Origin of the sequence: Halomonas sp. AOP12-B1-6 (assembly GCF_052379225.1) — a bacterium.
GTDB classification, from domain to species: Bacteria; Pseudomonadota; Gammaproteobacteria; order Pseudomonadales; family Halomonadaceae; genus Vreelandella; species Vreelandella casei.
Genome location: NZ_JBQSYK010000001.1, coordinates 803,004 through 827,036, shown reverse-complemented (window position 1 = coordinate 827,036; position 24,033 = coordinate 803,004). Strand labels below are relative to the sequence as shown.

Sequence of the window (24,033 nt, the reverse complement as noted above, 5' to 3'; positions counted from 1 at the left end):
TTTTGGCTATTTTTTTGTTAATTTTACTACAAACTTGCCGTTCTCTACTGTGAGCTAAGACTATGAACGAAGTAAAACGCCCTTTAGGCATTACCGATGTCGTGTTGCGCGATGCCCATCAATCGCTGTTTGCAACGCGCATGCGTTTGGACGATATGCTGCCGATCGCTGAAAAGCTTGATCAGGTTGGCTACTGGTCGTTGGAAACATGGGGCGGTGCCACCTATGACGCCTGCATTCGTTACCTCGGCGAAGACCCGTGGGAGCGTATCCGCGCCTTGAAAGAAGCCATGCCGAATACGCCTCAAGCAATGCTGCTACGTGGCCAGAACTTGCTAGGCTATCGCCACTATGCAGACGACGTAGTGGATAAGTTCGTGGAGCGGGCAAAAACCAACGGTGTGGATGTTTTTCGCGTGTTTGATGCGATGAATGACCCGCGCAACCTTGAGCGCGCCATTCTGGCGGTGCGAAATGTAGAAGGCCATGCTCAAGGCACCATTTCTTATACAGTGAGCCCGGTACATACCCTGGATAGCTGGGTCGATCTCGCCAAAACCATTGCAGGTTTAGGCGCAGATTCATTGGCTATCAAGGATATGGCGGGGCTGCTTACTCCCTACACGGCGTTTGATCTTGTCACGCGGCTGAAGAAAGAGCTGCCGATTCCGATACACCTGCATTGCCATGCCACCACAGGCCTCTCGACCTCGACCATTCTAAAAGCCGTCGAGGCGGGTATTGATAACGTTGATACGTCAATCTCTTCGATGTCGATGACTTATGGCCACAGCCCGACCGAATCGGTGGTCGCGATGCTCAAAGACACCGACCGCGATACTGGTTTGGATCTTGAACTGCTGGAAGATATTGCCGGTTATTTTCGCGAAGTGCGTAAAAAATACGCCGCCTTTGAAGGCTCGCTGCGGGGGATTGATTCGCGCATTCTGATTGCCCAGGTGCCGGGCGGCATGCTGACCAACATGGAAAGCCAGCTTAAAGAACAGGGCGCTGGCGACAAGCTCGACGACGTGCTGAACGAGATTCCACGTGTGCGTGAAGATCTGGGGTTTATTCCCCTGGTTACGCCAACCTCACAAATTGTCGGCACGCAGGCCGTCATGAACGTGATGATGGGCGAGCGCTACAAGTCCATTTCCAAAGAAGTGCAGGCGCTGCTCAAGGGTGAGTACGGCGCGGCCCCTGCGCCCTTTAACGCTGAGCTGCAAAAGCGTGTATTAGAAGGCGGTGAGCCGATTACCTGCCGCCCGGCGGATAACCTTGCGCCTGAAATGGAAAGGCTGGCCACAGAGCTGAAAGAGAAGGCCGGTGCTGACGGTATCCGGCTGGCAGAGGGTAAGCAGACAGTCGATGACGTGCTGACCTATGCGCTGTTTCCGCAGATTGGTTTGAAGTTTTTGAAACATCGCGATAACCCCGACGCTTTTGAACCCGCGCCCCAGGCGGTGGATGCGAGCGCCGGTAACGCGGCTGCTCCGACTGAAAGTAAGCCGTCAGTCGCGAACGGCGGCCCAGAGACCTATACCGTTAAGCTCAATGGCAAAGCCTACGTGGTGGAAGTTTCTGAAGGGGGTGAGCTCGGCGAGGTGCAGGAGCAAACGGCAAGCGCGACGACGGCCGCCGCCCCTCAGGAAGCATCCACGCCTAGCGGGGAAAGCATCGATGCGCCGCTGGCAGGTAATATTTTTAAAGTGAATGTGCGTCCTGGCGATCAGGTCGCTGACGGTGATGTCGTCATTATCCTGGAAGCGATGAAAATGGAAACCGAAGTGCGCGCTAGCAGCGCAGGCACTGTGTCTAAGGTTAACGTTAGCGAAGGCGATAGTGTCGCCGTAGGCGATACGCTGATCGAACTCTAAGGGCGCTCGGTAATGGATAAATTAGTAACCTTATGGGAAGGCTCTGGGCTTTATAACCTTGAACTTGGCCAGGCGGCAATGATCTTAGTGGGGCTATTGCTGCTCTATCTGGCTATTTATAAGAAGTTTGAGCCGCTGTTGTTAGTGCCGATTGGCTTTGGCGGCATCCTTGCCAACATACCCGAAGCAGGGCTGGCACTTTCGGCGCTAGATCAGGCCATTGATGTTGCTAAACCTGTGGTGCTGCAGCAGATAGCAGCCGCGCTAGGCGCAACGCTGGACCCGGTTGGCGGTCTTGAAACATGGCGAGAATCGCTGAAAGTGATCGCCCACGATGGCGTTGCGCCAGACCAGCTACGTGCCGCGCGAGACATTGCCATGAGCGTCGGCTACAGCGACGGCATGCTGTATAACTTCTATAAAGTGGCGATTGGCTCGGGTATTGCGCCGCTGATTATCTTTATGGGTGTGGGTGCCATGACTGACTTTGGCCCCCTGCTGGCCAATCCGCGCACGCTGTTTTTAGGCGCGGCAGCTCAGTTTGGCATTTTTGCCACCCTGTTTGGCGCCGTGCTGCTGACCTCAATGGGCGTGATGGATTTCTCGCTTAATCAGGCGGCCGCTATTGGTATTATCGGTGGCGCGGATGGCCCGACGTCTATTTACGTATCAAGTGTGCTAGCGCCTGAGCTGCTGGGTGCAATCGCTGTAGCCGCTTACGCGTATATGGCATTGGTGCCGTTGATTCAGCCTCCCATCATGCGTCTTTTGACTACTCAAAAAGAACGTGAAATCAAAATGACGCAGCTACGGGCGGTGTCTAGGTTAGAGAAAGTCGTCTTCCCGCTGATGCTGTTGATTTTGGTTGCGCTATTTTTACCCGATGCCGCACCGCTTCTGGGAATGTTTTGCTTTGGTAATCTGATGCGTGAATGTGGGGTGGTCGAGCGCTTGTCGGATACCGCGCAAAACGCGCTGATCAATATCGTAACGATAATCCTAGGGCTTTCCGTAGGCTCCAAGCTCATGGCCGAGAGCTTTCTGGCATTTGAGACGCTGGGAATACTGGGCTTAGGTATTGTCGCTTTTGGTATTGGTACAGCTGCCGGGGTATTAATGGCCAAGCTAATGAACCTAGTGAGTAAAATGCCCATCAACCCGCTCATTGGCGCCGCAGGCGTTTCCGCTGTGCCTATGGCGGCCCGGGTGGCTAATAAAGTAGGGCTTGAAGCCAACCCGCATAACTTTTTATTGATGCACGCTATGGGGCCCAACGTGGCTGGGGTAATTGGATCAGCGGTCGCTGCTGGGGTAATGATTAAATATCTGGGTTAATCAAGCTACGCGTATCAAGGTGCGTCATCAGACCGTTTTTAACGCAGAGTTGAAACATTAGCGATTAGAGCGCGGCATGCTGAAAATTTCAGCTGTCGCGTTTTTTATGGTGGGGCGGTATGAAACTCAATCGTGCTCTTCAAGCGGTTTTCCAGCGGCGAAAAGTCGAGCGGGCAGTCGCTTGGCCAGCCAACGGCTAAGCGGACGCCGTTTCCATCGTAATCGGCTTGCTCAATAAGAACGTCACGCTCTTCGCACCAAGCGCGAGCAATCGCTTCATGGGCAAAGCTCAGCCGTAGAGTGTAGATATCGCGCTCAATGACCTCGCAGGTGGGCAGTGTCTCAAGCGCATGGCTGACTGCCTGGGCGTAGGCGCGAGCTAACCCACCGGTGCCTAGCTTTGTACCGCCAAAATAACGAATGACGACACAGCCAACGTGGCCAAGCCGGCTACCTTGCAGCACCTGATACATTGGCCTGCCGGCGGTGCCGCCAGGCTCGCCATCGTCAGAAAAACCAATGAAATTCTGCTCGCCTGGCGGTCCTGCAATGTAGGCGGTGCAGTGATGGCTCGCATTAGGGTGTGCCGTTTTAGCGGCATTGAGTAGAGCAGTGAACGCATCAATGTTAGAGGCGTGACATATCCAGGTTATAAATTGGCTCTTCTCTACGTCAATGTCAGCCGTATGCCATATGGATGCAGGCAGATTGGGAACCCGGTAACGCATTAATGCTCCGTAATAGCAGACTTGCTCACATGAGGTTCAACACCCATCACCATGCCCAGTACCTGAATATCCCTATTATGCAAAAAGAGCGCTGGCTGAAGCGCATCTTCTGGCCATAGCTGCACGCCAGAACGGCTTATGGAGAGCTGCTTCAGCGCTATTTTCTGCTGATTGATTTCGGCAACGGCGGTTTCTGTTTGGGTGTCGTGCTGGTAGCGCCGAATAATAATGACATCGCCATCGAATAAGTTGCAATCGCGCATCGCATTGCCGCGTACTTTAAGCGCATAGGTATTGTGCCGCGTAACGTTAGACGTCAATGCATGAGGGCGCGGTAGTGGTTGCCTATGAGTGAGCGTAGCGGTAGATGCTGCCATTGATATCGTCATTTGGGAATCTCCATTGCTACGCCGGCTGGTTAGGCTTCGTTCATGCGTAGTGAACTTGAAAATAGCGACCTTAAACATTGACTGCAGGCAATCGCTTTAGCGGTGCAGGCGATGCTGAATCGCACAAAACATGTCTTTCCATACAGTGGTTTTAGTATAGGCCTGTTTTTGCATACAGTGCTAGTGGTAATTCGTCTTATTGATCATTGGAGTCCGTTGTCCACTGGTTGATGGCCGGTTGTGCAAGTGGCGAGAAAGGAGCTTTCCGTGTAGAGTTCGATGCGAAATCAATGTGCCTGGAGTGACGCTTGAGCCTGCATCTACAAGCCCGAGGACTTGGCTGTGAACGTGATGACCGCTGGCTATTTAAAGGGCTGGATCTGGATATTCATAGCGGTGAAGTCGTGCGTATTGAAGGGCCTAATGGCTGCGGCAAGACAACGCTGCTCAAGATCCTCTCTGGGCAGCTCAGCGACTATCAGGGCGCGCTTTTCTGGAATGGCACGGTAATGAGCAAGGCTCGTGACCACTTTCTTGCTAACCTGCTTTATTTGGGGCATGCCCCCGGCATAAAGTTGGGGCTTTCGCCGCTAGAAAATTTAGCGTGGTATCAGGCGCTGAGCGGTGAAAAAGACGACGAGGAAGAGCGCTTGAATGCGCTTGAAAGCACCGGGCTGGCAGGTTTTGAAGAAGTGCCTACCGGGCAGCTGTCGGCGGGTCAGCAGCGGCGAGTGGCATTGGCGCGGTTAACGCTGACGCCGCGAGCCCTGTGGGTATTGGATGAGCCCTTTACCGCGATTGATCGTAACGGCATTGCTGATCTTGAAAGACAGCTTGTTGCGCATGCAAAGGCAGGTGGCTGCGTACTCGTCACCACACACCACGATCTGCCCGCCTCGCCGCTGCTGAGGCAGGTAGCGCTGGGGTAGAAGGAGACCGCGTTGCATAGCACGTCCAATGGCTCTTCAGAAAGTCCTTCAAGCCGCCCGCTGAGCTACGCTTCCAGCAGCGCTTCACAGCCTTCAGCGCCTAGCTGTTTGGATAGTTCGGCGATCGGCCCAGTAGCGCCATTGCTCGACCATAAGGGCGGGCTAATGATTGCGGTAAAAGCCACGCTGCTGCGTGATTTAACGCTATTGCTTCGCCGTCGCGGTGACATTCTTAATCCTTTAGTGTTCTTTGCGCTCGTGATTACCTTGTTTCCAATGGCTATTTCGCCCGACCCTGCGCTGTTGGCAATTATTGCACCGGGCTTGCTCTGGGTGGCGGCGCTATTAGCCGCGCTGCTGTCACTCGATAGCCTGTTTCGCAGCGACTATGACGACGGTAGTCTTGAGCAGCTGTTGCTGGCCCCGCACTCGTTGGCCGCGCTAAGCCTAGCAAAAGTGGCCGTTCACTGGCTGCTAACTGGCTTGCCCTTAGCGCTGATAGCGCCGCTATTAGGCGTTATGCTGTCGTTGCCCACCGGCAGCTACGCCGTGCTAGCGCTGTCGCTTGCGCTGGGGTCGGCCAGCCTGAGTTTGATTGGCGCGATTGGCGCCGCGTTAACCGTCGGCCTGGCGCGCGGCGGCGTGCTGCTCTCGCTGCTGGTGCTGCCGCTGACGATCCCGGTATTGATTTTTGGGGTGGGCGCGGTGCAGGCGTCTATTGTCGGTAGCGGTGTTGCCGCACATTTAGCTATTTTGGGCGCGCTGCTTGCCGCCTCGCTTATGCTGGCGCCGTGGGCGATTGCCGCATCGCTGCGCATTAGTATTAACGGTTGAGGATAGAACACGCTATGTGGGCCTTTATACATAAGCTGGGATCGCCTCGGTGGTTCTATGGCATGAGTGCCAAGATGCAGCCGTGGTTTTGGGCTGCAGCGGTGCTGCTGTTGGTCGTTGGTTCACTATGGGGGCTGGCATTTGCGCCTGCGGATTATCAGCAGGGCAACAGCTTTCGGATTATTTATGTACACGTGCCGGCTGCTTTTTTAGCCCAATCTATTTTTATCGCTATGGCCGTGTCGGGCCTGGTGTTTATGGTTTGGAAAATTAAAGTGGCCGACATGGCGGCGACAGTGATGGCGCCGTTCGGGGCGGTGATGACCTTTGTGGCGCTGTTTTCCGGTGCTGTGTGGGGCGTGCCTACCTGGGGTACCTGGTGGATGTGGGATGCGCGGCTCACCTCTATGCTGATTTTGCTGTTTCTGTATATCGGGGTCATCGCCTTACGCAGCGCGTTTACCCGGCGCGATAGCGGGTCCCGTGCAGCCTCGGTGCTGACGATGGTGGGTGTCATCAATATTCCCATCATTAAGTATTCGGTTGATTGGTGGTATACCCTGCACCAGACGGCTTCATTTACGTTAACCTCGCGCCCGACCATGCCTACACAAATGTGGCTGCCGTTGGTCATTATGCTGTTGGGTTTTTACTGCTTCTTTATTGCGATAACGCTAATGCGCACGCGTAGCGAGATTCTACGGCGAGAAGCCAGTAAACGCTGGGTGCAAGAGTTGCTGACAGACCCGATGTTGAGCACTGCAACGAAGAAGGCGCGCTAATGGCATTTACTTCCTTTTCTGACTTTCTCGCCATGGGTGGCCATGCACCTTACGTTTGGTCTGCTTGGGGTGTCACGGCGCTGCTGCTGCTCGCCAGCGCTTGGCATGCGCGCCTTGAACAGCGTCAATTGCTTAGGGTCTTGAGACGGCGCGCCAGGCGCTCGAAAGGAGTACGTCATGACGCCTAAACGAAAACAGAAACTGTGGGTTATCCTAGGCTTGGTGTCGCTGGCGGCGATCGCCGTGGGGCTAACGCTGTACGCGCTGCGCGCTAATATTAATCTGTTTTTTAGTCCGGTACAGATCGCCCAGGGTGATGCCCCCATGGCGCGACAAATTCGTGCCGGTGGGATGGTCAAAGAAGGTTCGGTGGCTCGCGATCCTGACAGCCTGGACGTCGAATTTACCGTTACGGACTATGTCGATGATCTTCAGGTCGTTTACAGCGGAATTTTGCCCGACCTTTTTCGTGAAGGCCAAGGCGTGGTAGTGGTGGGTGAGCTTCAGGCCGACGGCCATTTGTACGCCGATAAAGTCCTCGCTCGCCATGATGAAAATTACATGCCGCCGGAAGTGGCCCAGGCGTTGAAAGAGGCGGGTTATTCGCCTGCCGACTATCAGACCAGTGCCGCCGACAAGTAATGGTGCGATTGCGCCTGCTTGCCAACCAGCCAGTGCCAATTCGGAGTGCACATGTTCATCACAATGATTCCTGAAATTGGCCACTTTGCGCTGATTATTGCGCTGCTCATGGCGGTGGTGCAGGCCGTGATGCCGCTTGCCGGCGCGGCGACGCGGCGGCCTCTATGGATGGCCTACGGCCAATCGATGGCGGCGGGGCAGTTTTTGTTTGTCGCCATTGCCTACGGCTGTTTAACCGCAAGCTATATGCTCGACGATTTTAGCGTGGCGAACGTGGCCAATAACGCCAACTCGCTGCTGCCCTGGTATTACAAATTCAGTGCGGTATGGGGCAATCATGAAGGCTCGGTGCTGATGTGGAGCTTGATGCTGGCAGGCTGGGGGTTTGCCGCGAGTAGGTTCACCGGTAGCCTACCGCGGGATATGGTTGCCCGAGTGATGGGCGTAATGGGCATGGTTTGCGGTGGGTTTTTATTGTTTATTCTGATCACCTCTAATCCCTTCGAACGATTGCTGCCCAATATGCCGCCCGATGGCGCTGATCTGAATCCGCTGCTGCAGGACATTGGGCTTATCGTTCATCCGCCAATGCTTTATATGGGCTATGTGGGCTTTTCTGTGGTGTTCGCCTTTGCCATCGCGGCGCTGCTGGGCGGTCGACTAGATGCGGCCTGGGCTCGCTGGGCGCGGCCTTGGACCAATGTAGCGTGGGCATTTTTGACCGTAGGAATCGCGCTGGGCAGTTGGTGGGCTTATTACGAGCTTGGTTGGGGTGGCTGGTGGTTTTGGGACCCCGTTGAAAATGCCTCACTGCTGCCTTGGCTAACCGGTACCGCGCTGGTCCATTCGCTGGCGGTGACCGAGAAACGCGGCTCCTTTAAAAGCTGGACTGTGCTGCTGGCGATTGCGACCTTTTCGCTGTCGCTGATGGGGACTTTTCTAGTGCGCTCCGGCGTATTAACCTCCGTGCACGCTTTCGCCAACGACCCCGACCGTGGGCTCTTTATTCTGATTCTGTTAGCCATTACGGTAACGCTGTCACTGCTGCTGTTCGCTCTGCGCGCACCGCGTGTGAGCCATAGCATCGGCTTCAACTGGCTCTCCCGAGATGCGCTGCTGCTGATCAATAACGTGTTTCTCGTCATTATGACCGTGACTGTTTTACTCGGCACCGTTTACCCGTTGATTCTAGATTCTCTCAACCTTGGAAAAATCAGCGTGGGGCCGCCTTACTTTAACGCGCTGTTTGTGCCATTAACCGTGATGATGTGTGTGTTTATGGGCCTTGGCTCGGCCGCCCGTTGGAAAGGTATGGCGGCTAAAGACCTTATCCATAAGCTTTGGTGGGCGGGCGCTGCGGCGCTGATCATTGGGGCAGTAATGCCGCTGCTATATCGCGGCGAGTGGAATCTTTTGGTCTCTCTAGGCATTGTCTCTGCGCTGTGGGTTGTGCTGCCGATACTGCGCGATATCGTTGATAAAACCCGTCATGCCCGCTCGTTTTCTGCGGGGCTACGCAAGCTTTCACTGTCCTACTGGGGCATGGTGCTGGGCCACGTGGGCGTAGCTGTCACCATTGTTGGTGTGACCGTTGTTTCTAACTACAACATTGAACGCAACGTGCGCATGTCGCCAGGCACCACGGTAGAAGTAGCGGGCTATCAGTTCACCATGAGCGAACTGACCGAGCGTCACGGTGCTAACTTTTTGGCCGATACTGCGATAATTCAGGTGCAGCGCGGCGAGTCAGGGCGCCGCTTCACTATGCGCCCTGAAAAGCGTCTTTATCTAGCGACGGGTATGCCGATGACCCAGGTCGCCCTGCGGCCGGGGCTATTTCGCGACCTATACGTGGCAATGGGCGAAGACCTGGGCGACGGTAGCTGGGCAATGCGTGTTCAGTACAAGCCGTTTGTGCGCTGGCTCTGGCTGGGCGCCTTATTGATGGCCTTTGGCGGAGTGCTTGCAGTGCTCGATAAGCGCTATCGCCGTGTCGCCATAGCGCGTGATATACCCGCTTCGACCGCCCAGCGCTATGCTGCGCAGAAGGTCACACTATGAAACGACGGTTACTGCTATTACTGCTGCCGCTGTGTTTTTTAGGCTTAGCCCTGTTCTTTTACAAAGGTTTGTCGCTGGACCCTTCGCAGCGCGATTCAGCGCTCATGGAGCGGCCGTTCCCAAGCTTTGAGGCAGTCACGCTGCGCGATGAACATCAGCGCGTTGACCAAACGCTGCTGGAAGGCGAGGTGACGTTGGTGAACGTCTGGGGCGAGTGGTGCCCGGCGTGCAAGCAAGAGATGCCGCAGCTTTTAGAGTTAGCGGATCACGACGTTCGTATGATGGGCGTCAACTATCGTGATATCCGCGAGAAGGGCTTAGCGTTTCTCAACGAATTTGGCGACCCGTTTGAGGCCAATATTTTTGATCCCCAGGGCGAGCTAGGCTTTGATCTTGGCGTTTACGGTGCGCCGGAAACGTTTATTGTCGATGCCAACGGTGTGATTCGCTATCACCACAAAGGCTATATATCACCGGATGACGTGCGCGAGCGGATTCTTCCGGAGGTGGAAAAATGGCGTTAATGCGTGCCGTTGCAGCAATGCTGATAATGATCGTCGCCTCTAGTGCGGCGGCGGGTGGAATTGAGCTGCGTCAATTTGATGACCCGGTGATGCAGGCGCGTTATCACGATTTAACCGCCGCCATGCGCTGCCCGCTGTGTGAAAACCAGGCCATCGGTGACTCTAACGCGCCGATTGCCGCAGACATGCGCGATCGCGTTTACCAGCTGCTGCAAGAAGGCCGGTCGGATATCGAAATTGTTGATTATATGGTGCAGCGGTTTGGTGAGTATATTCTGTACAATCCGCGCTTAGAGAACCGCACGTATCTGCTTTGGGGGTTGCCCATTGCGCTGGTAATGCTGGGAGCGCTGGTGGTTTTACTGATGATCCGCGCCCGCCGTAATGCCTCTTCCAAAGCGCTAAGTGCGGAAGAGCGCCAGCGTGTTGAAGCGCTGATTAACCGTAAGAGGCCTTCATGACGCTGCTTTGGATTGCGATTGCCGTTTTATTGCTACCTGCGCTATGGCTGTTAGTATCGCCGCTCAGGAATGCGCGTGCACTGCATGAGCAGCAGCGCCAGTTTGAAGCCAACGACGTCTCCGACGAACAGAATGTCGCTATTTTCAAGCGTCGTCTTGCCTCGCTAGAAGCTGCACATGAGCGTGGCGACATTGATGTCGAACGCTTTGAAGAAGACCGTTTGGAGCTAGAGCGTAGCCTGCTGGAAGACACTGCCGTGCGCGAGCAGCGCCCGCTTAAACCTGCCCACGCCGGGCGTTTAGCGGTGCCGCTGATAATGGTAGCGGTGGTGGCGGTTAGCGTGGTGTGGTATCAGCACAAGGGCGCTGAAGGCGATCTAATACTTCTGGCGGTGCGGCAAGCCGTGCAGCAAGACCCGGAAGGGTCGCTTGATATGTATATTGAGCGTATGCAATTGCAGGCGGAACGCCAGCCGAACAACCCCAATGTGTGGGGCACGCTGTTTCCGCTTTATCGCGAAACGGGGCAGATGCCTCAGGCCGTTGGTGCCTTGGAGCGCCTGATTGAGATTGAAGGGCGTCTTCCACCGCTGCTGGCTCAGCTCGCACAGATTCGTTTTTTTATGGCCGGGCGAGAGCTTACCGATGAGGTACAGGCGCTGGTCGATGAAACGCTGGCCAAAGACCCGAATGAGCCCACCGTGCTAGGGATGTTGGGTCTGCACGCCTTTGATAATGGCGATTACGAACAAGCGATTGACCGCTGGCGCCGCGCGGTCGCTAATAGTGCCGATACGGATACCGCCGCCTCGCTGCGAGAGGCTATTCGCATCGCCCAAGAGCGCATGAGTGCGGCTTCCGAAGGGCCTGAAGAAAACGTCGACGAAGTAGTGAACAGCCATGCACTTAAATAGCCGTTTGTTGAGCAGCCCTGTTTTGAATAACCAAGGCGTGGCCTCGCTATGCGCTTAACCTCCATACGCTTAGTCGGCTTTAAGTCCTTTGTCGACCCTGTGACGGTGCCTTTTGATGGCAATATGACCGCCATCGTAGGGCCCAACGGCTGTGGAAAATCCAATATTATTGACGCCGTGCGCTGGGTGATGGGCGAATCTTCGGCGAAAACGCTGCGCGGCGAATCCATGGCCGACGTTATTTTTAACGGCTCGACCGGCCGTAAACCTATCAGCCAAGCATCCATCGAGCTCAAATTTGATAATCGCGACGGCGGCATGGGCGGTATCTATGCCCAGTATGCTGAAATTGTCGTTAGACGACTCGTAACCCGCGATGGTCAGTCCAACTATTTCTTCAACGGCCAAAAGTGCCGGCGTCGGGATATCGCCGATCTGTTTATGGGCACCGGCCTGGGGCCGCGATCCTATGCGATTATCGGCCAGGGCATGATTTCGCGCCTGATTGAAGCTCGCCCCGATGATCTACGTTCGACGCTAGAAGAAGCCGCGGGCATCTCCAAGTACAAAGAGCGCCGCCGGGAAACCGAAAACCGCATGCGGCGGACCCAGGAGAATTTGGAACGTCTTAACGATATTCGCGAAGAGCTGGATAAACAGTTAGATCGGCTTAAGCGCCAGGCTGAAGCCGCCAAGCGTTATCAAGAGTTGAAACAGCTGGAGTATCGTCTCAAAGGTGAGCTTGCGCTATTACGCGGCCGAACTCTGCGCGTCGAACAGTCACATCAAGAAAATCGCGTTCGCGAGCTGGAAATCGCCGTTGAAAAAGATGTCTTTGGCGTTCGCCAATGCGAAACACGGCTGGAACAAGCCCGCGAGCAACATGACGAGCTATCTGAAGTACTCGATCGTCATCAGCAGCAGTTCTTTGAAACTACCACGCGCATTGCTCGGCTGGAGCAAGACCAGGCCCACCGCCGCAGCCGTGAAGCGCAGCTGGCCAGCGATATCGCCACCGCCCGCGGTGAGTTAGACGAGCAGCGGCGCGTTAGCGAAGGTGATCAGATTCGCTTAGCCGCGATTGATGAACGCTTTGACGATTTGCAGCCTGAACACGACGCATTGGAAGAGCAGCTTGAGCGCCTGGAGCAATCGCTGGCCGATGCCTCTCCAGCGCTGGAAGCGGTCGAGCAGCAGTGGGCCGACGCTGAAACGCGCTGGCGCGATGCCAGCCGCGATGCTGAGCGAAGCCAGGATCAACTGCGGGATCTTGAGCAACGGATTCAGCGCTTGCAGGCTGAAAACCAGCGCCGCCGTCAGCAGCGCAGCGAGGTGGCTGATCTCACCGAGCTGCGCGATGAGCACGCTTTGTGCCACGCGCAGCTAGCGGATGCTCAGCAGCAGGCCGACGACTTTCACGCCGGGCGCGACCAGTGGCAGCAGCGCTACAGCGATGCTAAAGCAGCGTATCAACAGGCCTCCCAGTCACGGGATCAACAGCGTGCTGCACTAAGCCAGCGACAGGGGGAGCTTGCATCCCTTCAAGCGCTGATGGATGCGGCCCTGGCGGATCATGACCCTGATATTGGGGCTCGTCTGGAAGCGCTGGGTCTCGAACAGGCGCCTCAGCTGGGCGAGGTGCTTCAAGTGACACCCGGTTGGGAAGCGCTTACTTCTTGGCTTCTAGCGCCGTGGCTTAATGCTCGCTTGGTCGCTAGCCATCAGCTCGCCGCCTTGCCTGATGCGCTGGCCACCGACTGGTGTTTGATTGATCAAGCGTCGCCAGCACCATCAACCGCGGGCCAACGGCTGGATAGCCTGGTAAAAGGCGCGGGAGCACTGAGCGAATGGTTAGCAAGTGTTCACTACACGGAAACGGCTGCCGAGGCGCAGCAGCAGGTAGCGCACCTAGCCCCTGGCGAAAGCGTGGTGAGTCGCGACGGCGTTTGGCTGGGCCGTGGCTGGCTGCATCAACAGGCCAACGGCGAGGGTATTGATGGGTTGCTGCTTATCCGTCGACGCTACGCCGAACTCAATGAGCGTCGTGAGAGCGAAGAAGAAGCGCTAGCGCTGGCCGAAGAGCAGTGTGAAGCCGCCAGTGAGACCATTGAGTCGCTAGATCAGGCCCGCGATCAGCAGGCTGAGCAGGAGCGCAATCACGCCGCTAGCTTGCAGCAGCTAGCGGTAAAAGAGCGTAGCCTCGCTCAGCGCCTTGAGCATTTAGCTGGCCGCGCGACGGAGCTAGATGCAGAGCTTGCCCAGTTGCAAGAGGATGAGGCGGAGTTAGTACTTACCTTAGATGAGCAGCGCGCACGCTGGAACGAGGCGATGGCGCAGCTGGAAAGCACCGCAGAAGGGCGCGAGCAGGCCTCGGAGCAGCGCCGCTTTTTGCGTGAACAGCGTGACCAGCTGACCCAGCAGCATTCGCCGCTTAAAGCACAGCAGCAGGCGCTGGCGCTTGAGCGCGAACGCTTAAATGCCGAGCGCGCTAGCCTGCGCTCGCAGCAGTCCCGCTCAAGCGACTCTGAAGAACGCCTATCGCTGCGCATTGCCGAGTTGGAAGAGTCTCGGGAAATGCTGATTGAGCCCGATGAGTTGGCAGGCGAAGAGCTTGAAGAGCTGCTGCAGCAGCGTGAGCAGCAGGAAGGGCGCTTAAACGCGACTCGCCAGCAGGCTCAAGCGCTGGCAGAACAGCTGCGCAATGATGAGCTTGCCCGCCAGCAGCATGAGCGCAATCTAGAACAGAGCCGCGAGCAGCTACAGCAGCGGCGCATGGACGTGCAGGCGCTGGCATTGAAAGCCGCCACTCAAGATGAGCAGTTGGCAGAATTAGGCCATAACGCTGAAACGCTTGCCGAACAGCTGCCTCAGGAGGCCACTGAAACGAGTTGGCAAGAGCGTCTGGAAAGTACCACCGATAAGATACGCCGCTTAGGGGCAATCAACCTTGCCGCGATTGAAGAGTATGATCAGCAGGCTGAACGACGTAATTATTTAGAGGCGCAGCACGCTGAACTTACCGAGGCGCTGGAAACGTTAGAGAGAGCGATTAAGCGCATTGATCAAGAAACGCGCATACGCTTTCGGGAAACCTTTGATCAGGTTAATGCCGGGCTGCAAGTTTTGTTTCCGCGTGTGTTTGGCGGCGGTGCGGCATGGTTAACGCTGACGGGCGATGATTTGTTGGAAACGGGGGTGGCGATTATGGCCCGCCCACCGGGCAAGAAGAACAGCACTATTCATCTGCTATCAGGCGGAGAAAAAGCGCTGACGGCATTGTCGCTGGTGTTTGCGATCTTCCAGCTTAATCCCGCGCCTTTTTGTATGCTAGATGAAGTGGATGCCCCGCTGGATGACGCTAACGTTGGGCGTTACGCCAAGCTGGTGAAAGAAATGTCTGAGAACGTTCAGTTTATTTACATCACCCACAACAAAATTGCCATGGAAGCCGCCGAGCGCTTGATGGGGGTGACCATGCAAGAGCCCGGCGTATCGAGACTAGTCTCGGTAGGTATTGAAGAGGCGGCCGCACTGGTTGATTAAGCGCCTTCGCGCTTAGCCCTCACCTAGTTCGCGCATGACCGCGTAGAGTTTGGACTTCGCTTCAAAGCCTACACCTGGGATATCCGGCAGGCCGACATAGCCATTCTCAACTTGAATGCCGTCAGCGAAACCACCAAAAGGTTGGAAAACATCCGGATACGACTCGTTGCCACCTAAATGCAGGCCGGCCGCAATGTTCAATGACATCTGGTGGCCGCCATGGGGAACGACGCGGCGCGATGACCAGCCCAGGTCTTCCATTACCTTCAGCGTACGCATGTATTCAACTAAGCCGTAAGAGAGTGCGCAGTCAAACTGAACAAAGTCGCGGTCAGGGCGCATGCCGCCATGGCGTAACAAGTTGCGTGCATCTTGATGCGAGAACAGGTTTTCGCCGGTCGCCATAGGCAGGTCGTAATGATTAGCAAGCTCTGCCTGAAGAGCGTAATCAAGCGGATCGCCAGCTTCTTCATACCAAAATAGATTATAAGGCTTTAGCGCTTCGGCATAGGCGATAGCGGTGGCTTGGTCAAAGCGGCCGTTAGCGTCAACGGCGACGCGGCTGCCATCACCCACAACCTTAATTACGGCCTCAACGCGGCGTAAATCTTCTTCAAGCGGTGCTGCGCCAATCTTCATTTTGACTACGTTATAACCGCGGTCTAAATAGCTGTGCATTTCATCTTGTAGTTTGCTGTGGTCTTTACCGGGATAGTAATAACCGCCCGCTGCATACACCCACACTTTATCGTCGGCAACGCCGTTACGGTAACGTTCGGCCAACAGCTTATAGAGTGGTTTGCCTTCGATTTTAGCCACGGCGTCCCAAACGGCCATGTCGATTGTGCCTACCGCAACGGAACGCTCGCCGTGGCCGCCGGGCTTTTCGTTGGTCATTAAGGCTTTCCAGATAGCAAACGGATCAAGGTTGTTATTCTCTTGATCGATAAGGCTTTCTGGGTCCGCTTCGCTAATGCGATCCAAAAAACGGTCGCGCATCAGCGCTCCCTGTCCATAGCGTCCATTCGAGTTAAACCCGTAGCCAATCACCGGCTTACCGTCACGTACTACGTCGGTCACTACGGCGACCACGGAGCACGTCATTTTAGAAAAGTCGATATAAGCGTTGGCGATGGGTGACGCAATGGAAACAGTTTTTTCGCGGATTTCAACGATGCGCATAAGGCATTCCTCTATCGATTTAGTGCTTAACAATAACCGTGGTAATTCAAGCCAACCAATGCTATTACTGGGCAACCCCATGCTGAAATGGCATTGCCTATGGAGCTTGTTTGGCTTGAAGATTTTATCGCCCTAGCGGAGCACGGTAGTTTCGTGCGTGCTGCAGACGCTCGTCATATTACCCAGCCAGCGTTTAGCCGCAGGATACGTTCACTTGAGCAGTGGATGGGGGTGAGCCTGTTCGTGCGAACGCCGCAAGGCACCACGCTGACAGAAGCCGGGCGGCATATTTTAACCGACGCGTCTGAAGCCACGAGCCGCCTTTATCGGCTGCGCACCGAGGCGCAGGAAGTGGCTGGGCATATGGCCAAAACGCTTCCTTTTGCCGCGACGCACTCGCTTTCGTTTACGTTTTTCCCGCGCTGGATTCGCCAGGTGGATAACGGCGCTCCGATTGAGGCCATTCGTCTTCATTCCGATAGCATGGCAGGGTGTGAAAAGTTACTGGTGCATGGGGAGGTGCCTTTTTTGCTCTGCCACCGACATCCTGCCGTGCCTTCACCCTTGGCCCCGGGGCTGTTTATTAGCAAGCAGGTGGGGGAAGACACCCTGATTGCGTTGATGAGTCGACACGTAAGTCAAGAAATTCCCTCTCATCAGCTGCCTTATTTGGCTTACACCGAAGCATCGGGCCTAGGCCGTATTGTGGCCCATCGTTTATATGGCAAAGCCGCGGTTTTGGCCGTTAAACCACAGTTTAGTAGCCACTTAGCCGCGGTGTTAATGTCCATGGCGCTGGAGGGAAAGGGGGTGGCGTGGTTGCCAAAAAGCCTTGCAGAGCAAGAGATTAGCGATGGTCGCTTAGTCCGTGCGCTGGACGAAAGATGGGATATTACTTTACAAATACATCTTACCCGCCCCGTTGGCCCCTTAAGTGCGGCGGCTGAAGTATTTTGGAATAAGCTGTAATTTTAAACAGCGGTTTGTTAATCATAGGCTCATAAACATTAACTTAGATGTGTAAAAAAATGTCCTAAAGTGTTCAACTTAACTATATTACCTCTATTAAAGTTGATCTTGGGGCCCTTAAGGAGCTTAAAGATAGAGGCTGAAGCTTGAAGTGATAAGCATGTTTAATGAGGAAGTGGTAGTGCGATTTCCTAAGATTAATTCATCCTTTCTTGCTTCTACGGGTTCTATATAAAGCGGCTTAAAAAGCCTTGATCAAATGCTCGTTGCACTTTTGTTTGAAGTTAAGGTCTATTTTTTTGCTTTTAACCGTGCCAATGCTTTGCTAATGTGCAAAAATTGTGCGAAATAGAGTAAAAAGTGGCCCTTTTCATAGTATTCGCGCTATGCTTGGTGGTATTAATGGCAAGTATTTATTTAATCGCCGTTACCTTTATTTAGGCATGAATTTTTAGACACAGTGCCTTAGCAACCGGCAAGATGACCATGGAACGTTCGACATGGAACTAAGAGAGTGGCTAATTATTTTAGGGCTGGCGTTGGTATCGCTCATCGTTATAGATGGTGTGCGAAGACTTCAACGACAGCGTCGTGTACCTCGCCTTGATCAGGCAGAGAAGGATCTTTCAGCTAGTCAGCTAGAAGACCCTGATGATGCTGCTAAAGCAGCCGAGATCAATTGGGAGCTTCCTAACGGTGGCGCCCGAGTTGTTAAGCCTGCAGATTATAGCGGATTAGGAAGTAAGCCAAAGTTAGAACGTCAAGAGCATCCTGGTGCCTCACGAGTACTTGCTGAGTTTAGGCGCTCAGCCACGGCTAAGGTCGCTAAGCGTAAAGCCGAGAAAGCCGAGAAAGCAGAAGCGCTAGCGGTTGCTAAAGCATCGCCCGCAGCACCTCAGGTCAATACGCCGACGGCTAGTCATCGAGTCAACATTGCTGATACAGCGCCTGAACATGAGCGCCGCGAGCCCAGTGTTTCTTTTACAGCGCCGCAGACTGCACAACCAGCGACGGCTTCTATTGCCGAAACGCCATCGGTTACTGAAACATCATCTACTGCTCAGGTACCGGCAACAGAATCGGTTGTTTCAGAACCCATCGCGCCAGAAGTAGTGACGACGCCTGCTGAGCCTATGACTGCTGAGACTCCTACTACAAGTGCGGGTATAAGCGCGAGTGAACCAGTCGAAGCTCCGGTGCAGTCCGAGCGCGAGAACGTGCTACGTGCCGAGCCGGAAGATGCCGCGTTTGCAAAACACGCTTTTAGCGACGCTGCACCAAAGCGTCGTAAGCTGCGCTCTGATACCGTGGGCGAGCAGGAAGAGTTAGACGATGATCAGGTAGACGAATATCGTCTTGTTGATTTTGAAGGTATGGGCCGATCGTTTAAACGTCGTCTCATTGAGCGTCGTTTAGACCGCCAGCGTAAAAAAGCTGAGAAAGCCATTCGCGATAAAGCGTTGGCAAAACAGAAGGCCGAGCGCAAGGTGTTAGAAGCTGAACAGCGTCGTGAGGCTAAAGAGGCCGCTGATGCTGAGCGTGCTCGACTAGCTCAAGAACAGGCGCAGGCACGCGAAGTCGCTGCCAACGCCGCGGCAGCTGATCGACTGGCAGCACAGCAGCGTATCGCTGAAGAAGAGGCGCGTCACGAATCGGAAAGCTCCTTCGCTTATGAAGAAAGTTATGACCACGCAGATGAGCGCGACGAGTACGCCAGCGACGAGTCTTTTGATGAACGGGCCGCTAGTGAGCGAGAGTCCAATCAGAGAGTGCGCGTTCATCCCACGTTAGAAAAAGCCTTACGTCATGACGTCAATGGCGAGCACGCGAAAGAAACGCTTTCCAGCGCTGAAGAAGTAGTGGTTATCAGCGTACTGTCGCGTGATCCCGACGGCTTTGATGGCAGTAAATTGCTTGAACTCATGATGGTGTGTGGTTTGCGCTACAGCAGTGGTATGGGTATTTTCCACCGCTTTGAGACTGAAAGCGAAGACAGCGAGCTACAGTTCTCGATGGTTAACGTTGTTAAGCCGGGCACTTTCCCCATTCAAGAAATGGGTGAGTTCATGACCCCCGGCGTAACGCTGCTGATGCCGCTGCCCGGCGCTGTCGACAGCTCCGCTGCGTTTGAGGCGATGGTCGAGACGGCCATGGTGCTGGTTCGTCATATGGGCGGTGAGCTGAAAGATGAAAATCGCAGCGTTATGACCGCACAAACGATTGAATTCGCCCGCCAGCGTGTGCGTGAATTTGAACGCCGACACCGACTGCATCGCCATATGCAAGCACGTTAATTCGCGCTAGCTGTCTAACACCCGCCTTCTTTCAGAGGGCGGGTGTTTTTGTTTATGCGCCTGCTTTTATAATGGGTGCTGTTTTCAATATCTGTTTTAAATATCTATTTTGCATTTTCGCTGCCGCTTTTAGCTAGTACTGGAACCCATTCTAATGAGTCAGTCTGATTCTCAGCCACGAGAAGAGATAAACCAACTGCGCGTCGCCTTGGATGAGGCCAATCACCGCTACTACATCCTGGATGAACCGACACTGACGGATGCCGACTACGACCGCAAGCTACAGCGTTTACAGCAGTTGGAAGCCAGTTATCCCAATCTAATTACCAGCGATTCGCCGACCCAGCGGGTGGGTGCCGCCCCGGCGGACGGTTTTTTGTCTGTGGCGCATGCCATTCCCATGCTGTCGCTGGATAACGCCTTTAGCCGCGAAGATATCCTCACTTTTGCCGAGCGTGTGGCTGATCGCCTGGAATGTGCTGCCGATGAAATTACCTTTAGCTGCGAGCCTAAGCTTGACGGCGCCGCCGTGTCGCTCGTTTACGAACAAGGCAGGTTAGTGAGCGGTGCGACGCGAGGCGATGGCCGTAGCGGTGAAGGCATTACCTCTAACCTGCGCACGCTGCGCTCGGTGCCGCTGAAGCTGCTGGGCAACAACGTGCCTGGGCTGCTGGAAGTACGTGGCGAGGTGATTATGCGCCATACGGGTTTTGAAGCGCTTAACGAGCGCGCACGAGAAGAAGGCAGCAAGGTATTTGCTAACCCGCGCAATGCCGCTGCCGGCAGCTTACGCCAGCTAGATCCGCGGATTACCGCAAAACGTCCGCTAGAATTCCACGCCTATCAAGTTGCCCGAATCGATATGGCAAATTTGGATGACAGTGTAATACCAACACACAGCCGGCAAATGGAAAGATTGAAAGATTGGGGTTTTCGATCGAGTGGTGAGCTGAAAGTCGTCAAAGGCCCGCAAGCGGTCGCCGACTACTGTGAGAAGCTAGGCGAGCAGCGCGATAGCCTCGGCTTTGATATCGACGGTGTAGTGATTAAGGTTGATGACCTGCGCCATCAGCGAGAGCTGGGCTTTGTCGCCCGGGCCCCGCGCTGGGCGGTGGCATTTAAGTTTCCAGCCCAGGAGGAAGTCACCACGCTTAACGATGTGGAGTTTCAGGTGGGGCGCACCGGGGCAATTACGCCCGTCGCGCGGCTGGAGCCTGTTAGCGTGGCGGGCGTGACGGTATCGAATGCAACATTGCATAACGCTGATGAAATCAGCCGCTTAGATGTGATGGTCGGGGATACGGTGTCGATTCGCCGCGCTGGCGATGTGATCCCACAGGTGGTTCGGGTGCATACGGAGCTGCGGCCGGCGGACGCTAGAGCCATTATCTTTCCTGAGCACTGCCCGGTGTGCGATTCACAAATTGAGCGGCTTGAAGGTGAGGCGGTGGCGCGCTGCTCGGGCGGCCTATACTGCGCTGCCCAGCGTAAAGAGGCGCTGAAACACTTTTCCAGCCGCAAAGCGCTGGATATTGATGGCTTAGGTGAAAAGCTGATTGTGCAGCTAGTGGATCTTGACTGGGTCAAAACGCCGGCGGATCTGTTTCAGTTAACGGTTGAAAAGCTGCAAAGTCTGCCGCGCATGGGTGAAAAATCCGCTACCAACCTGGTCGGCGCGCTTGAAAATGCTAAGGCGACCACGCTTGCGCGGTTTATTTACTCGCTGGGTATTCGCGAAGTGGGCGAAGCAACGGCGGCTAACCTAGCCAATCATTTTGGTACGCTTGAAACTATTCAGGCGGCAGAGCTGGCGGCGCTGGAAGCCGTGGGCGATGTTGGCCCCATTGTCGCTGCTCATGTGCATACTTTTTTTCGTCAGCCCCATAACCAGGAAACCATTGCGGCACTGCGCGACGCCGGTATTACTTGGCAAGAAGCGGTCGTCACACAAGGCCCTACGCCGCTGGAAGGGCAAACCTGGGTACTGACCGGCTCGCTGGAAAGCATGACCCGCGACGAAGGTAAGGCACGCTTGCAGGCTTTGGGGGCCAAAGTGGCAGGCAGTGTTTCGAAAAAAACCACGTGCCTGGTCGCTGGCGAAGCCGCTGGCAGCAAACTGACGAAAGCCGAGCAGATGGGCGTTGACGTCATCGACGAGGCTACTTTTATTGAACGCTTGGCAGAGTGGGAGCAGCGCTAATGGGCCGATTTATTGAAGTACCCGCACGAATGCTGCCAGAAGAAACGTTGAATGCGCTGTTGGAGGCCTTCGTTACCCGCCAGGGTTACGATACGACCGACACGACTGGCGAGGGCATGCACGGCTGGGTCGCCGAACTGAAAAAACAGCTGTCGCGCAATGAACTCATCATTGCGCATGACCTGGAGCTAGAGATGACCGAAGTCATGACCCTAGCTCAGTGGCGCTCCTTTGGCCGTGACGTGGCCGACGATGAAGAGGAAGGCGACTACTGAGCGCGGATAATCGCGCTAATAATACGTCGTCCTGGATGCAGGTGATCAACCAGCGGTACTTCTAAAGGCATTGGCTCATCGCACAGCCGCGAAGCAATCAGCTCGGCACATAGCGGCGCGCTGGCCAAGCCCCGCGAGCCGTGCGCGGTGGTTATCCACAGCCCCCTATGATGCTCGCCACGCTTGTTCGGCACGCGAGTGGCATCTTTGCTGAGCACGCAATAGTCGGCCCGCCACGTATCCGCTACCGGCACCGGCCCTGCGTAGGGGCTTTTGTCGGGGCTCGCGGCACGCACCGCTGCCCGGCCCTGCAGGTTTTCAGGGCTAAGATTAATGCCCGCCTGTTCTAGCTCTTCAGCCAGGGCGGGCAGCGTTTGGCGCAGCTCGTCAATGTTGCGCTGATGGTCGGCCGCTGACACATCGGTGGTGGCGTTGTTGGGCACAAAGCTTGCGCCAAAGGTTAATACGCCATCCAATGCCGGCGCGACATAGCCACCGGCACATATCACGCGGCTAGGGCCTGCCACCTGTTCGGGTAGATTGATTTCACTGACCTGACCACGCACAGATTGCAGCGGTAGCGCCAAGGTTTGCGCAAAGCGGTTGGCTAAGTGGGCGCTGGCAACCACGACCTGATCCGCCTCCACGATGCGACCATCGGCTAAGTGAAGCTGCCAGCCCTGGCCAGACGCACAAGCAGCGTCTTTGCGATCAAACGATGCGACGTCGCCCTGCAGCAGTGTGATGTTCGAATGGCTTAGCAAGTGCTCACATAGCGCCTTAGGCCGCACCCAGCCCGCCTGCGAATAAAATAGTCCGTGAGACGCGTCAATAGTCAGCGCCGCCGTATCGGTTAGCGCAGGATTTTGCATCGCAGAGACGACCTCGCTAGGCAGCGGGTGCTGCTCAATAAAGCGCTGCTGGCGAAGCGCCTCTTTATCGCCACTAGCGAGTTGAATGACGCCACAAGGTTGCCATAAAGGAGATGCAGACAGCGGCTGTGTGCAACGCTGCTGGGCCAGCCAGCGCTGGCTATAGAGCAGCCCGGCGAGATAAACGCGGCTTTGATGGTTGGTCTCTGCGGCAAGCTTCACATACAGCGCGCCCTGACGGTTGCCGGAGCCGCCCGCACCAGGGGCCTCACGCTCAATGACCGTCACCTGAACGCCGCGCCGCGCTAGCGCCGCCGCCACGCTACTGCCCGCAAGCCCCGCGCCGATTATTGCTACGTGCTTAGCCACTTCAATAGAGGGCGGCGTAAACCAGGGGGTTTTCTCACGCCGCTGATCGCTGGGCGGCGACTCAATACTGCCCGCCAGCATTTCTCGTTTACGGCCATAGCCCGGTACTTTTTGCCAGTGAAAGCCTGCCGCTTTTAAGCCACGCTTTACAATGCCCGCGCAGGTAAATGTCGCAAAGGTAGCGCCGGGGCGCGAACGTGCTGCCATGGCGTTAAACAGTGCCGGGTGCCACATGTCAGGGTTTTTGGAAGGCGCAAAGCCGTCCAAAAACCAGGCATCTACCTGGCCATCCAGCTGTTCTAAGCGCTCGGTGGTATCGCCAAAATGCAGGTCGAGGGTAACTCGCTCGGTTAGGTGCAGGCGATGAATGCCGCTGACGGCGGCCGGCCACTGGGCACACAGCACCTGCGTATAAGCAGCCAGTGAGGGCCAAACGGCTAGGGCACGCTCAAGCGCCAGGCGATCAAAAGGATATTTTTCGGTGGATAACAAATGCAGCCGAGCATTAGGAGGCGCGTGTTGTTCAAAGCACGCCCAGGCGCAGAGCATATTTAACCCTGTGCCAAAGCCCGTTTCGCCAATGACAAAAGGGCGCGCCAACGTCCAGCTGGCAAAACGTTCAGGAAGATGATTGGCACCGAGAAACACGTGTTCCGTCTCAGCGCGGCCATCGCCACGGGTAAAATAGATATCATCAAATGCTGCTGAGCGGGGCGCACCGTCTTCATTCCAGGTAAGTGTGGGCGTGGTTAGCGCCGCGAGGAGGGGCAAAGCGGTTGGACGTTGGGCCACGCAGGCATCCTTCGTAGTGATAGTAGTGATAGTAGTGATAGTAGTGGTGATGTCGTCG

The 24,033-nt window shown here is 55.4% G+C and carries 19 protein-coding genes and 1 pseudogene; 16 read left to right on the top strand and 4 right to left on the bottom strand.

Annotated features, from left to right (window positions below):
- Positions 1–62 precede the first annotated feature (62 nt).
- Both oadA and ACT3TR_RS03700 read left to right on the top strand, forming a co-directional pair.
- Positions 63–1,880, top strand: a complete 1,818-nt coding sequence (oadA, locus tag ACT3TR_RS03705; protein WP_193062753.1) for a sodium-extruding oxaloacetate decarboxylase subunit alpha — start codon at positions 63–65, stop codon at positions 1,878–1,880.
- A 12-nt stretch (positions 1,881–1,892) separates the two neighbouring features.
- Positions 1,893–3,215: a sodium ion-translocating decarboxylase subunit beta gene (locus ACT3TR_RS03700; protein WP_193062751.1), complete on the top strand. Its 1,323-nt coding sequence runs from the start codon at positions 1,893–1,895 to the stop codon at positions 3,213–3,215.
- Between the two features lie 104 nt (positions 3,216–3,319).
- Here ACT3TR_RS03700 and ACT3TR_RS03695 read toward each other — a convergent pair whose 3' ends face one another.
- Both ACT3TR_RS03695 and ACT3TR_RS03690 read right to left on the bottom strand, forming a co-directional pair.
- Complete coding sequence (locus ACT3TR_RS03695; RefSeq protein ID WP_193062749.1) at positions 3,320–3,943, bottom strand: IMPACT family protein; 624 nt, start codon at positions 3,941–3,943, stop codon at positions 3,320–3,322.
- On the bottom strand, positions 3,943–4,332 hold the full coding sequence (locus ACT3TR_RS03690; RefSeq protein WP_226938555.1) for a LexA family protein: 390 nt from the start codon (positions 4,330–4,332) through the stop codon (positions 3,943–3,945). The genes ACT3TR_RS03695 and ACT3TR_RS03690 overlap by 1 nt, the downstream gene beginning before the upstream one ends.
- A 308-nt stretch (positions 4,333–4,640) precedes the next feature.
- Here ACT3TR_RS03690 and ccmA point away from each other — a divergent pair, with 308 nt between their 5' ends.
- The 10 genes and pseudogenes from ccmA to smc all read left to right on the top strand — a co-directional run bounded on the left by ccmA (position 4,641) and on the right by smc (position 15,022).
- A complete protein-coding gene (gene ccmA / locus ACT3TR_RS03685) occupies positions 4,641–5,261 on the top strand; it encodes a cytochrome c biogenesis heme-transporting ATPase CcmA (protein ID WP_193062747.1) in 621 nt (206 codons plus the stop codon).
- A 165-nt stretch (positions 5,262–5,426) separates the two neighbouring features.
- The gene (gene ccmB / locus ACT3TR_RS03680) at positions 5,427–6,095 is read left to right on the top strand and encodes a heme exporter protein CcmB (RefSeq protein ID WP_226938559.1); all 669 of its coding nucleotides are present in this window, start codon (positions 5,427–5,429) and stop codon (positions 6,093–6,095) included.
- Positions 6,096–6,109: 14 nt separating this feature from the next.
- On the top strand, positions 6,110–6,877 hold the full coding sequence (locus ACT3TR_RS03675) for a heme ABC transporter permease (protein ID WP_096281976.1): 768 nt from the start codon (positions 6,110–6,112) through the stop codon (positions 6,875–6,877).
- Positions 6,877–7,065 carry a heme exporter protein CcmD gene (gene ccmD, locus ACT3TR_RS03670; protein ID WP_096281975.1) on the top strand — a complete coding sequence of 63 codons (189 nt, stop codon included), beginning with the start codon at positions 6,877–6,879 and terminating at the stop codon, positions 7,063–7,065. The genes ACT3TR_RS03675 and ccmD overlap by 1 nt, the downstream gene beginning before the upstream one ends.
- A complete protein-coding gene (gene ccmE, locus ACT3TR_RS03665) occupies positions 7,055–7,519 on the top strand; it encodes a cytochrome c maturation protein CcmE (protein WP_096281974.1) in 465 nt (154 codons plus the stop codon). Before ccmD ends, ccmE begins: the two co-directional genes overlap by 11 nt.
- A gap of 51 nt (positions 7,520–7,570) precedes the next feature.
- Positions 7,571–9,580 carry a heme lyase CcmF/NrfE family subunit gene (locus ACT3TR_RS03660; RefSeq protein WP_444624481.1) on the top strand — a complete coding sequence of 670 codons (2,010 nt, stop codon included), beginning with the start codon at positions 7,571–7,573 and terminating at the stop codon, positions 9,578–9,580.
- Positions 9,577–10,104, top strand: coding sequence for a DsbE family thiol:disulfide interchange protein (locus tag ACT3TR_RS03655; RefSeq protein WP_096281972.1), 528 nt, complete (start codon positions 9,577–9,579; stop codon positions 10,102–10,104). The genes ACT3TR_RS03660 and ACT3TR_RS03655 overlap by 4 nt, the downstream gene beginning before the upstream one ends.
- Complete coding sequence (locus ACT3TR_RS03650) at positions 10,095–10,565, top strand: cytochrome c-type biogenesis protein (protein WP_096281971.1); 471 nt, start codon at positions 10,095–10,097, stop codon at positions 10,563–10,565. Before ACT3TR_RS03655 ends, ACT3TR_RS03650 begins: the two co-directional genes overlap by 10 nt.
- Positions 10,562–11,437: pseudogene (gene ccmI / locus ACT3TR_RS03645) on the top strand (c-type cytochrome biogenesis protein CcmI); the annotation flags it as partial. The gene ACT3TR_RS03650 and the pseudogene ccmI, both read left to right, overlap by 4 nt.
- 90 nt (positions 11,438–11,527) lie before the next feature.
- Positions 11,528–15,022, top strand: a complete 3,495-nt coding sequence (smc, locus tag ACT3TR_RS03640) for a chromosome segregation protein SMC (RefSeq protein WP_444624482.1) — start codon at positions 11,528–11,530, stop codon at positions 15,020–15,022.
- Positions 15,023–15,034: 12 nt separating this feature from the next.
- Here smc and ACT3TR_RS03635 read toward each other — a convergent pair whose 3' ends face one another.
- Entirely contained in the window at positions 15,035–16,204 is a 1,170-nt protein-coding gene (locus ACT3TR_RS03635) for a mandelate racemase/muconate lactonizing enzyme family protein (protein WP_444624483.1), read from the bottom strand.
- A 99-nt stretch (positions 16,205–16,303) separates the two neighbouring features.
- Here ACT3TR_RS03635 and ACT3TR_RS03630 point away from each other — a divergent pair, with 99 nt between their 5' ends.
- The 4 genes from ACT3TR_RS03630 (at position 16,304) to ACT3TR_RS03615 (ending at position 21,942) form a co-directional block, all read left to right on the top strand.
- Positions 16,304–17,173 (top strand): LysR family transcriptional regulator, encoded by an 870-nt coding sequence (locus tag ACT3TR_RS03630; protein ID WP_441686623.1) that lies wholly within the window; start codon positions 16,304–16,306, stop codon positions 17,171–17,173.
- A 500-nt stretch (positions 17,174–17,673) separates the two neighbouring features.
- Positions 17,674–19,467 carry a cell division protein ZipA C-terminal FtsZ-binding domain-containing protein gene (locus tag ACT3TR_RS03625; protein ID WP_444624484.1) on the top strand — a complete coding sequence of 598 codons (1,794 nt, stop codon included), beginning with the start codon at positions 17,674–17,676 and terminating at the stop codon, positions 19,465–19,467.
- A 154-nt stretch (positions 19,468–19,621) separates the two neighbouring features.
- Positions 19,622–21,667 carry an NAD-dependent DNA ligase LigA gene (gene ligA / locus ACT3TR_RS03620; RefSeq protein ID WP_444624485.1) on the top strand — a complete coding sequence of 682 codons (2,046 nt, stop codon included), beginning with the start codon at positions 19,622–19,624 and terminating at the stop codon, positions 21,665–21,667.
- The gene (locus ACT3TR_RS03615) at positions 21,667–21,942 is read left to right on the top strand and encodes a YheU family protein (protein ID WP_193062733.1); all 276 of its coding nucleotides are present in this window, start codon (positions 21,667–21,669) and stop codon (positions 21,940–21,942) included. The genes ligA and ACT3TR_RS03615 overlap by 1 nt, the downstream gene beginning before the upstream one ends.
- On the opposite strand, the gene mnmC is transcribed toward ACT3TR_RS03615, so the two are convergent.
- Positions 21,936–23,975 (bottom strand): bifunctional tRNA (5-methylaminomethyl-2-thiouridine)(34)-methyltransferase MnmD/FAD-dependent 5-carboxymethylaminomethyl-2-thiouridine(34) oxidoreductase MnmC, encoded by a 2,040-nt coding sequence (gene mnmC, locus ACT3TR_RS03610; protein WP_444624486.1) that lies wholly within the window; start codon positions 23,973–23,975, stop codon positions 21,936–21,938. The two genes, ACT3TR_RS03615 and mnmC, sit on opposite strands and share 7 nt — an antisense overlap.
- Positions 23,976–24,033 lie beyond the last annotated feature (58 nt).

Coding starts and splice junctions, on each gene's coding strand:
- oadA (WP_193062753.1), top strand. CDS start 63: ATGAACGAAGTAAAACGCCCTTTAGGCATTACCGATGTCGTGTTGCGC.
- ACT3TR_RS03700 (WP_193062751.1), top strand. CDS start 1,893: ATGGATAAATTAGTAACCTTATGGGAAGGCTCTGGGCTTTATAACCTT.
- ACT3TR_RS03695 (WP_193062749.1), bottom strand. CDS start 3,943: ATGCGTTACCGGGTTCCCAATCTGCCTGCATCCATATGGCATACGGCT.
- ACT3TR_RS03690 (WP_226938555.1), bottom strand. CDS start 4,332: ATGACGATATCAATGGCAGCATCTACCGCTACGCTCACTCATAGGCAA.
- ccmB (WP_226938559.1), top strand. CDS start 5,427: ATGATTGCGGTAAAAGCCACGCTGCTGCGTGATTTAACGCTATTGCTT.
- ACT3TR_RS03675 (WP_096281976.1), top strand. CDS start 6,110: ATGTGGGCCTTTATACATAAGCTGGGATCGCCTCGGTGGTTCTATGGC.
- ccmD (WP_096281975.1), top strand. CDS start 6,877: ATGGCATTTACTTCCTTTTCTGACTTTCTCGCCATGGGTGGCCATGCA.
- ccmE (WP_096281974.1), top strand. CDS start 7,055: ATGACGCCTAAACGAAAACAGAAACTGTGGGTTATCCTAGGCTTGGTG.
- ACT3TR_RS03660 (WP_444624481.1), top strand. CDS start 7,571: ATGTTCATCACAATGATTCCTGAAATTGGCCACTTTGCGCTGATTATT.
- ACT3TR_RS03655 (WP_096281972.1), top strand. CDS start 9,577: ATGAAACGACGGTTACTGCTATTACTGCTGCCGCTGTGTTTTTTAGGC.
- ACT3TR_RS03650 (WP_096281971.1), top strand. CDS start 10,095: ATGGCGTTAATGCGTGCCGTTGCAGCAATGCTGATAATGATCGTCGCC.
- smc (WP_444624482.1), top strand. CDS start 11,528: ATGCGCTTAACCTCCATACGCTTAGTCGGCTTTAAGTCCTTTGTCGAC.
- ACT3TR_RS03635 (WP_444624483.1), bottom strand. CDS start 16,204: ATGCGCATCGTTGAAATCCGCGAAAAAACTGTTTCCATTGCGTCACCC.
- ACT3TR_RS03630 (WP_441686623.1), top strand. CDS start 16,304: ATGGAGCTTGTTTGGCTTGAAGATTTTATCGCCCTAGCGGAGCACGGT.
- ACT3TR_RS03625 (WP_444624484.1), top strand. CDS start 17,674: ATGGAACTAAGAGAGTGGCTAATTATTTTAGGGCTGGCGTTGGTATCG.
- ligA (WP_444624485.1), top strand. CDS start 19,622: ATGAGTCAGTCTGATTCTCAGCCACGAGAAGAGATAAACCAACTGCGC.
- ACT3TR_RS03615 (WP_193062733.1), top strand. CDS start 21,667: ATGGGCCGATTTATTGAAGTACCCGCACGAATGCTGCCAGAAGAAACG.